Source organism: Nocardia sp. NPDC051787, from assembly GCF_040681325.1.
Lineage (GTDB): Bacteria > Actinomycetota > Actinomycetes > Mycobacteriales > Mycobacteriaceae > Nocardia.
This window is the reverse complement of the sequence record NZ_JBFAYO010000033.1, coordinates 41,786-54,263: the sequence shown is the minus strand read 5'-3', so window position 1 is coordinate 54,263 and position 12,478 is coordinate 41,786. Positions and strand designations below refer to the sequence as shown.

At 68.3% G+C, this 12,478-nt stretch carries 11 protein-coding genes; 6 read left to right on the top strand and 5 right to left on the bottom strand.

Annotated elements, in window-relative coordinates:
- Window positions 1–9: 9 nt before the first annotated feature.
- The 4 genes from AB0M45_RS28150 (at window position 10) to AB0M45_RS28135 (ending at window position 2,799) form a co-directional block, all read left to right on the top strand.
- A complete protein-coding gene (locus AB0M45_RS28150; protein WP_364335391.1) occupies window positions 10–1,203 on the top strand; it encodes a serine hydrolase domain-containing protein in 1,194 nt (397 codons plus the stop codon).
- A 73-nt stretch (window positions 1,204–1,276) separates the two neighbouring features.
- Entirely contained in the window at window positions 1,277–1,555 is a 279-nt protein-coding gene (locus tag AB0M45_RS28145; protein WP_364335389.1) for a helix-turn-helix transcriptional regulator, read from the top strand.
- Window positions 1,552–2,088, top strand: coding sequence for a hypothetical protein (locus AB0M45_RS28140; protein WP_364335387.1), 537 nt, complete (start codon window positions 1,552–1,554; stop codon window positions 2,086–2,088). Before AB0M45_RS28145 ends, AB0M45_RS28140 begins: the two co-directional genes overlap by 4 nt.
- Window positions 2,089–2,445: 357 nt before the next feature.
- Window positions 2,446–2,799 (top strand): DUF1801 domain-containing protein, encoded by a 354-nt coding sequence (locus tag AB0M45_RS28135; protein ID WP_364335385.1) that lies wholly within the window; start codon window positions 2,446–2,448, stop codon window positions 2,797–2,799.
- 10 nt (window positions 2,800–2,809) lie between these two features.
- Here the strand turns inward: AB0M45_RS28135 and AB0M45_RS28130 are convergent, their stop codons facing one another.
- Both AB0M45_RS28130 and AB0M45_RS28125 read right to left on the bottom strand, forming a co-directional pair.
- Window positions 2,810–3,940 (bottom strand): NDMA-dependent alcohol dehydrogenase, encoded by a 1,131-nt coding sequence (locus tag AB0M45_RS28130; RefSeq protein ID WP_364335383.1) that lies wholly within the window; start codon window positions 3,938–3,940, stop codon window positions 2,810–2,812.
- Between the two features lie 192 nt (window positions 3,941–4,132).
- Window positions 4,133–5,197, bottom strand: coding sequence for a phosphotransferase family protein (locus tag AB0M45_RS28125; protein ID WP_364335381.1), 1,065 nt, complete (start codon window positions 5,195–5,197; stop codon window positions 4,133–4,135).
- Between the two features lie 80 nt (window positions 5,198–5,277).
- Between AB0M45_RS28125 and pabB the strand changes: the two genes are divergently transcribed.
- Window positions 5,278–7,506, top strand: coding sequence for an aminodeoxychorismate synthase component I (pabB, locus tag AB0M45_RS28120; protein ID WP_364335379.1), 2,229 nt, complete (start codon window positions 5,278–5,280; stop codon window positions 7,504–7,506).
- 15 nt (window positions 7,507–7,521) lie between these two features.
- Here pabB and AB0M45_RS28115 read toward each other — a convergent pair whose 3' ends face one another.
- The gene (locus AB0M45_RS28115; protein WP_364335377.1) at window positions 7,522–8,019 is read right to left on the bottom strand and encodes a hypothetical protein; all 498 of its coding nucleotides are present in this window, start codon (window positions 8,017–8,019) and stop codon (window positions 7,522–7,524) included.
- 201 nt (window positions 8,020–8,220) lie between these two features.
- Between AB0M45_RS28115 and AB0M45_RS28110 the strand changes: the two genes are divergently transcribed.
- The gene (locus AB0M45_RS28110) at window positions 8,221–10,263 is read left to right on the top strand and encodes a TerD family protein (protein WP_364335375.1); all 2,043 of its coding nucleotides are present in this window, start codon (window positions 8,221–8,223) and stop codon (window positions 10,261–10,263) included.
- Between the two features lie 8 nt (window positions 10,264–10,271).
- Here AB0M45_RS28110 and AB0M45_RS28105 read toward each other — a convergent pair whose 3' ends face one another.
- Together AB0M45_RS28105 and AB0M45_RS28100 are read right to left on the bottom strand one after the other, a co-directional pair.
- Window positions 10,272–10,988 (bottom strand): TetR/AcrR family transcriptional regulator, encoded by a 717-nt coding sequence (locus AB0M45_RS28105; RefSeq protein ID WP_364335432.1) that lies wholly within the window; start codon window positions 10,986–10,988, stop codon window positions 10,272–10,274.
- 8 nt (window positions 10,989–10,996) lie between these two features.
- Entirely contained in the window at window positions 10,997–12,226 is a 1,230-nt protein-coding gene (locus tag AB0M45_RS28100; RefSeq protein WP_364335430.1) for a cytochrome P450, read from the bottom strand.
- Window positions 12,227–12,478: the final 252 nt, after the last annotated feature.

Below are 12,478 nucleotides of genomic sequence, written 5' to 3'. Positions count from 1 at the left end.
CGACCCACCATGAGTGAAAAGCCCACTGTTCACGGCGACGTCGCGTCCGGCTTCGGACCGGTCGCCGACGCCTTCCGCCGCAACTTCGCCCGGCACGGCGAAATCGGCGCCGCCGTCGCGGTGTACGCGGGCGACCGCCCGGTGGTGGACCTGTGGGCCGGCTTCCGCGATCGGCGTCGCACGCTGCCGTGGGAGCGCGACACGATCGTGCCGGTGTTCTCCTCGACCAAGGGCATGGCGGCGTTCACCGTCGCCGCGGCGGTCAGCAAGGGCCTGCTCGACTACGAGCAGCCGGTGGCGAAGTACTGGCCGGAGTTCGCCGTGCACGGCAAGGACGCGGTGACCGTGCGTCAACTGATCGACCACCAAGCCGGGCTGTCGGGCCTGAGCGAAATCGTCCGGTTGCCCCAGATCGCCGATCTGGACGGTCTCGCCACCATTCTGGCCGCGCAGAAACCGGCCTGGCGGCCCGGCACCAGACACGGCTACCACGCGATCACGCTCGGGCTCTACCAGGGCGAATTGCTGCGCCGGGTGGACCAGCGGGGCCGAACGCTCGGGCGCATCTTCGCCGAGGACATCGCCGCACCGCTCGGCCTGGACTTCTTCATCGGCCTGCCCGCCGAGCAGAGCATGGACCGGATCGCCACGCTGTCCGCGACTCGCGGCTTGGACATGCTGCGCTACGAGCGCGATATCCCGCTGCGGATCGGCGCGGAGGTCTACGCCAAACGCGGGCTGTCCTACGCGGCGCTGACCAATCCGCGCTGCGGAGCCCCGGCACGAGCGGCGCGACGCGAATTCCTCGAGGTGGAACTGCCCGGGCACAACGGCGTCGGCAACGCCCGCGCGCTGGCCGAGATCTACGGCGCGGCCGCGGCCCGCACCGGGGCACTGCCGATCGACGACGCGCTGCTGGACCGGCTCGCCGCGGCCGAGACCGCCGACGACGTCCCCGCCAATGACGTGGTGCTGCACACCAAGAGCCGCTACCACCTGGGTTTCCGCAAGTCGCGCGGCACGTTCCGCTTCGGCTCGGACAAGCGTGCCTACGGCACAACCGGACTCGGCGGCTCGTTCGGATTCGCCGACCCCACAACGGGTCTGGGCTTCGGTTACACGATGAACCGGCTCGGGCTCGCCGTCCTCGACGACGTCCGCAGCCGCAACCTGCGCGAAGCCCTGCTGCGCTGCCGAGTCTGAGCACCGGGGGCAGCAGCGCTGCGGGCTGCTTCCAGCGTTGACGGACTGTTGGGTTTATGCAACAGTTTGTTGCATGAGTCCCGTGAGACGTGGGAAAAATCTTCCCATTTACAACCGCATCGGGGTGTTACGTGCCGAGCGGAGAATGAGCCGGGTCCAGCTTGCCGAGGCGATCGAGGTGAATCCGCAGACGGTCGGGGCGCTGGAGCGGGGCGATCACTATCCGAGCCTGGATCTGGCGCTGCGGATCTGCGAGGTGTTCGGGCTGCCGGTCGAGGCGGTGTTCTCGCGGGAGGAATTCGCGCCGCTGTCCACGGCGGTCTACCGGAACGACGGAGGGGATAGTCGATGACGCACCCGAATCTGCTGGAGCGCTACCAGGCTCGCCGGACACGCCGGTTCGAGTTCTACGCCGAGCGCTGGGCCCACATGTTGCCGCGGTGGCGGACGCGTCGCCGACGCCGGCTGCTGGTGGTGGCCCTCGCGACGATGTTCCTGGCCCTGGCGGTCGTCGCGGTGCTGATCGCGTGCGGTCTGGAGCGGGGACCCCTGCTGTGGGCGCCGGCCTGTCTGGTGTTCTTTCCGCTGTGGATCTCGCTTCAGATCGTCTCTGGACGCCAAGCCGACGCGCCTGTCGGCGCCCTGGACGAATGGGAGATCGAGCAGCGCAACGCGGCTCGCTCGGTGGGGCTGACCCTCACACAGACGCTGGCGATGATTCCCGCGATCTGGCTGATCGTCGTGGGCGGGTTCACCGACCTCGGCAATATCCAGGCGGCCTACGCGGGCGGGGTGATGCTGCTGACCGCGCTGCTCGTCGGCGGCTGCACCCCGACGATGATCCTGGCCTGGACCCGGCCCGACGCGGACCCGGAGGACGAGTGATGAATCTGCTCACCGGAGAACTGATACTGCCGCTTCTCGACGAACGCACTGAGCACTAGGTGGCCGACAGCACCCGTCTACCAAGGGTTCTCGCCGGAGCAGTGCTGCTGGACCTGATCGACGCCGCGGCAATCCACCCGGCCGGGCCGGGCGACGAGGCTGATCCGGGCCGGATCATGATGAAGTCGACAATTGAATACGCGACCTCACCGGTCCGGAACCCCACCGTGGTGGCGGCGAGCGGCGCGCCGAACCGTCACGGCTGGTGCAGGTTCGGCAGAGTTGGCTGCATACACTCATGGCGCCCAGCTCAGCGAAGTATCCACCGGTAAACCATCGTGGAATCGAGGGGACATCGTGGCAGAACAGCCGACCACCATCGACGCATACCTCGCCGAGTTCCCCGATGACGTGCGGGGCATCCTCGAAGGGATCCGGCGCACCATTCGGACAGCGCTACCGGATGCGACCGAGGCGATCAGCTACGGCATTCCCACGTTTCGGCTACACGGTCACAACGTCGTTCATTTCGCGGGCTGGAAGCAGCACGTGAGCCTCTACCCCATACCCGACGGCGACCCGGCGTTGCAGCGCGCGCTCGAGCCGTACCGAGCGGGCAAGGGGACACTGAAATTCCCGCTCGGCAAGCCGGTCCCGTACGAGCTGATCGCGCGGATCGCCACCGAACTGGCCGAGCGGGGTCAGAACTGAGTCTCCGCGATCACCAGTCGGCTTCGGTGTACTTGATGATGCCGCGAATGTTCCTGCCCTCGAGCATGTCCTGGTAGCCCTGGTTGATCTGCTCCAGGGAGTAGCTGCGGGTCACCATGTCGTCCAGGTTGAGCTGGCCGGATTTGTACAGCGCGAGCAGGCGCGGCGCGTCCTGGCGGGCGTTTCCACCGCCGAAGATGCAGCCCTTCACCGTCTTCTGCAGCATGGACAGCAGGAAGCTGTTCAGCTTGACGTCGTTCTCGTCCATCCGGCCCATCGAGGTGACCACCAGGGTGCCCGCCTTCGCGGTGAGGATCAGGCCCTCCTCGATGTACTCGCCGTGCATCTCGCCCATGGTCAGGATGACCTTCTCCGCCATCCGGCCCTCGGTGGCCTCCATCAGCGGCATGATCGCGGCGGCCATGCTCTCGTAGGTGTGCGTGGCGCCGAACTTCTGCGCCTGTTCGCGCTTCCACGGATTCGGATCGATGGCAACGACTTTCGAGGCTCCCGATAGCACAGCGCCTTGCAGCGCGCTCATGCCGACGCCGCCGATGCCCGCGATCACCACGGTCTCGCCGGGGGATACCTGGGCGACGTGGGTTGACGACCCGAAGCCGGTCGGCACACCGCAGCCGACCAGGCAGGCCACTTCGAACGGAATGCTCGGATCGATCTTCACCACCGAGGTGTGGTGCACCGTCATGTACGGCGCGAAGGTGCCCAGCAGGCACATCGGGATGACGTTCTCGCCCCGGGCCTGGATGCGGTAGGTGCCGTCGCTGATCGCCTGGCCGAGCAGCAGTCCCGCGCCGAGGTCACACAGCGCCATGTGCCCGGCAACGCAGGCCGGACAGCGGCCGCAGGCGGGGATGAACGACAGGATCACGTGGTCGCCGACCTGCAGGTCGGCCGGACAGTTCGGACCGAGCTTGGTGATCACGCCCGCGCCCTCGTGCCCGCCCATCACGGGAAAGGACGGCATCGGGGTCGCGCCGGTCACGATGTGGTGGTCGGAGTGGCACATGCCCGCGGTCTCCATGCGGATCTGCACCTCGCCGGCGACCGGGTCGCCGATCTCGATCTCCTCCACCGACCACGGCTGGTCGATCCCCCACAGGATCGCGCCCTTCGTCTTCATTCCTGTCGACCCTCTCGCATGCACGTGCTTATATGTGACTGCACCCACAGTACGAGAAAAATGTAACGCGTTCTAGTGTCGCGGCGGAATTTCCGGCGTATGGCGCGACACCAGTCCCGAACGCGTTACAGTTCGTGTCAGCCGCGGACGTCGTGTTGGTGATGTGATGCACTATCGGCAACATCCCGACAGTCACTCCATGAGCCGGTGCGCCCGCTCGAACAGCTCCAGCGTGATCGCGTGCAGGAAATCGCCGACCTGCACGGGCGCCTTGCCCGCGAACGCGCGGGCGTGCGTGCCCTCCAGAACGATGCCGAGCTTGAAGCAGGCCAGCACCGTGTACCACGGCATGGCGCTCAGATCCCGGTCGGAGCACCGCCCGTAGTGCGCGATCATCTCCTCCGGCGTCGGCAGCCCGCCGACCGCGCCGAGCTTGCCGACCAGCGCCGCGCCGGTGGTCCCCGGCTCCGGCCGGGTGGCGATCTGCCAGCCGAGGTCCAGCAGCGGGTCACCGATGGTGGACATCTCCCAGTCCACCATCGCCGCCACCTGCGGGCCGTCGAAGGAGAACATCACGTTCGCCAGATGACAGTCGCCGTGCAGGATGCCGGGCGTCCACTCGGCCGGACGGTTGCGGTCCAGCCAATCGCCCACCGATTCCACGCCGGGAATCTCCGGGCCCGGGTAGCCCTCGTTTGCCGAGTACGACTCCAGTTCACCCAGCCAGCGCGGCACCTGACGTTCCAGGAAGCCCTCCGGCTTGCCGTAATCGGCCAAGCCGAGCGCCTGGTAGTCCAGCGCGCCGAGCCGCGCGATGGCCTCGACCGCGGAAAGACCCATCTGCCTGCGAATCTCCGGATCGCTCGCGTGCGGCTCGGGCAGTTCGTTCTGCGGGTTGAAACCGTCGATCGGCTCCATCAGGTAGAAGACCGCACCCAGCACCGATTCGTCGGGGCAGGCCGCGATCACCCGGGGTGCGCGCACCTCGGTGCCGCCCAGCGCGCCGAGCAGACGGGCCTCGCGCCGGATCACGTCGTTGCTCTTGGCCCGCAGGTGCTTCGGCCCACGGCGCAGCACGTACGCCCGGCCACCGCGGGTGAAGCGGAGCATGATGTTCTGCGTGCCGCCGCCAAGCGCGGTCACGTCCTCGAAATCCCCCGCCGGCAGATCCTGCTCATCCATCCACTTGTCGACAAGGGCGAAGTCGACGACAGCTGGATCCACATCCACCGGTTGCGCAACAGACATGCTCCACATTGTGCACCACCTGCCGAGCCAAACTGAAGGCAGATGACAACAGTTTGCCCCGACCGGCGCGGCGTAGGGTTTCGAGAACCATGCACACGCTGTTGATCGACAATTACGACTCGTTCACCTACAACCTGTATCAGCTGATCAGTGCGGTGAACGGCGTCGAGCCGACGGTCATGCGCAACGACGAGGCGCGCACGGTCGCCGAACTCCGTCTGGGACGCTTCGACAACGTGGTCGTCTCGCCGGGACCGGGACGGCCGGACGTACCGCGGGACGTGGGGATCTCCGCGGCGGTGATCGCGGAGACCGGCCTCCCGTTGCTCGGAGTGTGCCTGGGCCATCAGGGCATCGTGGTCGCGGCGGGCGGTGTGGTCGCCGAGGCGCCCGCCGCCAGACATGGCTACCTCGATCGGATCGAGCACGACGACCGGGATCTGTTCGACGGAATCCCGCAGGGTTTCACCGCCGTGCGTTATCACTCGCTGTGCGCGCTGCGGCCGCTGCCGGACGACCTGGAGGTCACCGCGGTGGCCGCCGACGGCGTCGTCATGGGCGTGCGGCACCGCACGCGCCCGCAGTGGGGGGTGCAGTTCCATCCGGAATCGATCGCCAGCGAGTTCGGCGCGGCACTGCTGCGCAACTTCGCGAAGCTCACGGCGGCACATCGGATTGCGCCGCGCTTCCCGGATTCGCGCGGATCGGTCGAGGTGCAGCGCGAAGTCGCGCCGGAGGCGGTTGGCTTCCCGCCTCCCTCGTCACAAGCCTCCTCCGAGACGCGCGTTCCGCTGGCGCCCGCCCAGTTTCCGGCCGCTGCGGCCGGATTCGAGCGCTCGCGCGAAACATCCTCCGCGCGAACGCGCACCGAACCTGCACCGCGGCGGACCTTCCGGCTCCACCAGGACGTGATCGAGCGGGCCATCGACACCGAGAGCGCTTTCGTACGGCTGTACGGCAACTCCCCCACGGCGTTCTGGCTGGACAGTGAGCACGTGGAACCAGGAGTGGATCGGTTCTCCTTCCTGGGCGACGCGAGCGGTCCGCTGGCGGAAGTGCTGCGCTACCGCGTCGGTGACGGCGAGGTGACCGTGGAAACGTCCGACGGGCATCGGCGCACCGTCCGCGGCGGCATCCTCGACTTCCTGGCCGCCGAGCTGCGGACGCGCCGGCTCGAACTGCCCGATCTGCCGTTCGACTTCGCCGGTGGATACGTCGGCTACCTCGGCTACGAAGTCAAAGCCGACTGCGGCGGGACCGCGGTCCATCGCGCGCCGACCCCGGACGCGCAGTGGATCTTCGCCGACCGGCTGGTGGTGGTCGACCACGTGGGCGGGCGGACGCATCTGCTCGCTCTCAGCGACACACCGGATACCGCCCGGTCCGGCGCGGACTGGCTGCGCGACACCCGCGAGACCTTGGAAACCCTTCCGACCTGGTCGAATCCGCCGACGCTCGAACTGCCGCCGGATGGCGACGCGGTCGCACCGCTGCTCACCCGCGGCCGGGAGCGCTATCTCGCCGATATCGCGGTATGCCAGGAGCGTCTGCACGCGGGCGAGTCCTACGAGATCTGCCTCACCGACAGTGCGACGATCCCCGCCGCCGCGGCCGACGGGCTCGATTTCTATCGCACGCTGCGCCGCTGCAACCCGGCGCCGTATGCCGCCTACCTGCGCTTCGACGACCTCGACATCGCCTGCTCGTCACCGGAGCGGTTCCTGAAGATCAATCGTCACCGCGTCGTGGAGAGCAAGCCGATCAAAGGCACCGCGCCGCGCGGCGCCACGCCCGAACAGGACGAGCGCCTGCGCCGCGAGCTGGCCGACAGCCCGAAGACCAGGGCGGAGAACCTGATGATCGTCGACCTGCTGCGCAACGATCTCGGCCGGGTCTGCGAGATCGGCAGCGTGTACGTGCCGAAGCTGATGGCCACCGAGCAGTACGCGACGGTGCATCAGCTGGTGTCGACGGTGCGCGGCAGGCTGCGGCCGGAGGTCGGCGTGGTCGACTGCCTGCGTGCCTGTTTTCCCGGTGGCTCGATGACCGGCGCGCCGAAGCTGCGCACCTGCGAGATCATCGACGAGCTGGAAACCGGAGCGCGCGGGGTCTATTCGGGCACCATCGGCTTCCTCGGGCTCGGCGGCACCGCGGACCTCAACATCGTGATCCGCACCGCCGTTCGCTACGACGGCTGCTGGCGGATCGGGGCGGGCGGCGCGATCGTACTCGACTCGGAACCCGCGGACGAGTACCGCGAAGTGCTGCTCAAGGCGGCCGCCACTTTGCGGGCCGCCGCCGATCACGCGCACCGCTGATATTGGGCACCGTCGCTATTTGCGCCGCCTGGTGGGCTTTCGCCGCGGCGGCTCGGGCTCCTGCTGCTCCGGCGCGCTGAGGCCGGTCAGCTTGCCCAGCAGTGCGATGCCCGGCAACTTGGCCAGCTTCCCGAGCACGTCCTCGCCGAGCGAGATCATCGCCTCCAGCCTGGGTAGCAGCCGGTCGTAGGCGGCGAAGGCCGGGTCGGCGAGCGCCAGGGTGCGGTCGAGGCGATCGATCGTGGAATTCAGCCGCTCGACCGCGATCGAGAGCCTCTCGATCAGGTCGGGCAGCTGCGCGGCCAGCTGGGCCGAGGCGGGCGGCAGCCGCACCGCCGCGTCGAACGCCGATGACGCGGTCAGCTGCGCGGCTTCCAGCGCCTGGCCCGCCGCCGTCTGGGCCGCTTCGACCGCGGCCTGCGCGGCGTTCAGGACGTCGGCGGGTCCGGGCACGCGCCCGCCGGACAACTTCGGGGTCGACGGCTTACGACCCGGAGATTTCGGGTTCGTCATGAGAACACTGTGCCGTACCGGACAGCCGGCGCGCGGTATTGCCCGAACCAGCCGGTTTGTGTCCAGACTCGATTGCCTCGGCACGCCGCCGTACCCAGGCCGAGCGATCGCGACTCGACCTCGGTGCGCGAACTCGCCCCGCCGAATGAGATCCCCTCGCCCGATCGGCGTGTCGGAGGGTCGTGGCATAGTTCGAGCACCATGAAACTCAGCAAGGGCGCGAACGCAGCAGTACCGACATCCCTTCTAGCCGTGGTTGTTTCATGGCGCTCGGACCATGCTGTGGACGCGCACGCCTTGCTGCTGGATGCCTCCGGCGCGGTTCGCTCGGACCGGGACCTGGTGTTCTACAACGCGCCGCGACATGTCTCCCAGGCGGTCACGCTCGACCAGGAACCCGCCCCGCGAACCGCGCGGCTGAGCGTCTCGCTGCCGCGTACCGAGGCCGACGTCGATCGCATCGTCGTCTGCGGCTCGGTGGACGGGGCGACTTTCGGCGACATCCACGGGTTGACCGTCGCCGTGCACGCCGTCGACGGGGCCGTCGTGACGTTCGACATCGACGACGTGGACGCGGTGCCCGCCCTGATGTTCGGCGAGTTCTACCGCCGCGACGGGCAGTGGCGGTTCCGCGCCATCGGGCAGGGCTGGTCCAGCGGACTGGCGGGATTGGTCACCGAGTTCGGCGTCCAGGTCAACGATCCGTCCGAGCCTGCCCGCACCACCCATCCGGCCAACCCGTTCCGCGTGCACCGGCCCGCCCGCACTTCAGCTGCGCAGGAAAGGCCCTCGAACCTACCCGGAACGCTGGAGCCAGCACCCGGAACACCCGATCTCGCTCCGGCTCGGCATCGTCCGCGCGGGCAATTACCCTCCGGCCCGTCGCGCGGGAACGAGGAGTCCGCCACGGCGCCGCTCGAGCGGCCGGATGGGTCGAGCGGCGTCTCGGAAGACGCTCCGGTGCTCCGGATCGCCGAGGACCACAGCCCTGCCGATATCCCCCCGGGACAGGGCGAACGCGGCCGGGCGACGCAGCCCGGCTACGGCGAAACCGCATGGCCACGCACCGACCTGCTCGACCGTCGGGAGACTTCGGTCATGCCCCGGACGCCCACCCACCGTCCGGTCGATCTGACCCGGTACAACACGGAAACCGCACCGATCGCTCCCCCGCCGCCGCCGAATCCCGAACGCGCCGACTGGCATCCGGATACCGATAACCCGCAGCGCATGCGCTGGTGGGACGGTACGGAGTGGACCGCCGACGCCTACCTGCGTCCTCCGCCCGGCGGTCGGCACTGCGAACGCTGCGGAAGCGCGCTGCGCCGCAAGCTGTTCGGCGGTCTCGCGCCCTGCGGCCGGTGCGAGCCGGAGATCGAGGAGTACCTCACCCACTGGCACGCGCGCGCGTGGCGGGTGCTCACCACGCACGGTCCACGTGGCCCCGAATGGTCGGCGCTGTGGGCGTCGTTGCGTTATCAGCGCATCGATGCCGACGCGGGCCGTTTCGTGCTGCGTGACCTGGCGCAAAGTTATGTGGAGCGCCTGGTCACTTTCGCCTTCGCCGATGGCGAGGTCAGGGCGGCGGAACTGGAACTGTTCGAGCAGGCGGTGACCGAACTCGGGCTCGGCGGCCCGCTGATCGAGGACCTGCGCAGGCGCATGCACCGCGGCAACACGCTGTACCGGCTGCGCTCGGGCGACCTGCCGGTGGTTCGCACCCCGGGCCTGCACCTGGACCCCGAGGAGGCGGTGCATCTGGATCTGCCCGCGACGCACGTGCGTCAGCTGGCCCGCGGGCCGAAAGTCACCGAGGGCAGGCTGATCAGCAGCAATAAGAAGCTGCGCTTCGTCGGCGCCGGCGCGGGCACCGAAATGCCGTGGTCACGCGTGGTTTCCGTGCACGCCGAGCAAGGCTGCGTGGTGATCTCGGCCACCTCGGCACGCGGTGGCGCGAGATTCGCCGTCGCCGATCCGGACTACGTCGCCGCCGCGCTGGAAGGCGCCCTGCGCGTAGCCAAGCGACTGGTGCTCACCCCGGGCCAGCGCGACACCCGCAGCATCCCGCAGGAGGTGAAAGCGCAGGTGTGGCAGCGCGACGGCGGCAAATGCGTGGAATGCGGCGATGGGCACTACCTGGAGTTCGACCACATCATCCCGCTCAGCCGTGGCGGCGCGACCAGCGCCGCCAACCTCCAGATCCTGTGCCGCTCGTGCAATCGCGCCAAGGGCGCCCGCATCTAGAGCGCGGCTCAGTCGACGAGCAGGCCCGCCGTCCGCCCGAGATCGGCGAGCATGGCGTCGAACAGGATCTCCGGATTGTCCAGCGGGATCGGGTAATTCCCGAACACCTCGAGCGTGACGTGACCATAGAGCCGCGCCCAGATCTGGATCATCAGATACGTCACCCCGAGATCCAGTTTCTCGGCGGGAAACTTCTGACCGGATTCCGACAGCGCCGCCAGCAGTTCGGTCTGGAAGTACACCAGATCCTCGCGCAGTTCCGGCGGGATGACGTCGGTGGGCGGCGTGACGATGTCGTAGTTCGCCAGCAGCCGGCCCGTCGCGGCGAGGAAGATCCGGCCGAACGGCTCGTCGAAGCGGCGGGCCTGCCCGGCGCCGGGCGAGGCGAACACCAGGGTGAACTCCCTGGTATGTGCCAGCGCCCAGCGCCGGAAGCCACGGCAGATGGCGAAGAACTGCACCGCGCCGTCGTCGGGCAGCGTGGCGATCTCGGCGGTCAGCTCCTCGGCCAGGTCGGCGCAGAAGTCCAGCCGCAGTCGCTCCAGCAGGTCCTCCAGCGACTTGTAGTACCGGTACAGCGCGGGAGCGGTGACACCGAGCTCACGCGCGATGGCGCGCAGGGTGACCGCGCCGGGCCCGTGCTCGACCAGCAGCGCGCTGGCGACCCTCCGGATCTCGCCGTCGGTCACCACCGGCGCACGGCCTCGTGGTTTGGACTGTTGCACCACTCGATTCAAGCGTATTCGACGTCCCAGCGCTTGATCCCGTTCAGCCAGCCCGAGCGCAGCCGCTCCGGCTCGGACACCTGCCGCAGGTTCGGCATCACGTCCGCGATGGCGTTGAACATCAGATCGATCTGCAGCCGTGCCAAGTTGGCGCCGACGCAGTAGTGTGTGCCGGTGCCGCCGAAACCGACGTGCGGGTTCGGATTGCGCAGCACGTCGAATGTGAACGGGTCGGCGAACGCGTCCTCGTCGAAATTCGCCGAGCTGTAGAACAATCCGACCCGCTGGCCCTTCTTGATCTGCTGGCCACCGAGCACGGTCTCCTGGGTCGCGGTGCGCTGGAACGCGGTGACCGGGGTGGCCCACCGGACGATCTCGTCGGGCGCGGTGCGCGGACGCTGCTGCTGGTAGATCTCCCACTGCTCGGGGTGGTCCACGAACGCCTTCATGCCGTGGGTGATCGAGTTCCGGGTGGTCTCGTTGCCCGCCACCGACAGCAGGATGACGAAGAACGCGAACTCGTCCGAGCCGAGATGCTCGCCGTCGATATCGGCGTTGACCAGCTGGGTGACGATGTCCTCGGCCGGGCAGGACCGCCGCTGCTCGGCCATGTTCCAGGCGTAGCCCATCACCTCGGCGGTCGCGGCGTGGTGGTCGCCCTCGAACTCCGGGTCGTCGTAGGAGATCATCTGGTTGGACCAGTCGAAGATCTTCTTCCGGTCCTCCTGCGGGATGCCGATCAGCTCGGCGATGGCCTGCAGCGGCAGCTCGCAGGCGACCTGCTCGACGAAGTCGCCGCCGCCGGTTTTCTTGGCCTCGTGCACGATCCTTGCGGCGCGTTCGGTGAGCGCGACGCGCAGGCTCTCCACGGCGCGCGGCGTGAAGCCCTTGGAGATGATGCGGCGGGTCTTGGTGTGCTTGGGCGGATCGAGGTTCAGCAGCAGCATGTCGCCGAGCATGTCGATCTGCTCGCGGGTGGTCTCCTCGTTGAACCGGATGATCGCGGTGTTCTGCTGGGAGGAGAACACCTCCGGGTTCTTGGAGATCTCCTTGATGTGCTCGAGCTTGGAGACGACCCAGTAGCCGCCGTCGTCGAAGCCGCTGGCCCGGTCGGGCTGGGCGCACCACCACACCGGGGCGGTACGGCGCAGCTCGGCGAACTCCTCGATGGGCAGGCGGGTGGCGAGCAGGTCGGGGTCGGTGAAGTCGAATCCTGTGGGGATCGAGGGCGTGGTCACGGGCACGGCTAACTCCTACCGGTCTGGGCGCGGACCGCACGGGCGTTGTGGGGAACATGGTCCAAGGAGATGCAACCACAGAACGGACGTCCGTGAACAGTGTTTAGTAAAACCCGTTCACTTTTTTCGACGACCATCGACGCGACCGGTCGGTCCGCCCGCTGGCCGATATCGGACAACCCCCGACTCACCTGGACACCGGCTGAACTGTCTGCCTGTAATGAGGGCCCCAGCCCACTCTCCCTGCGGGAG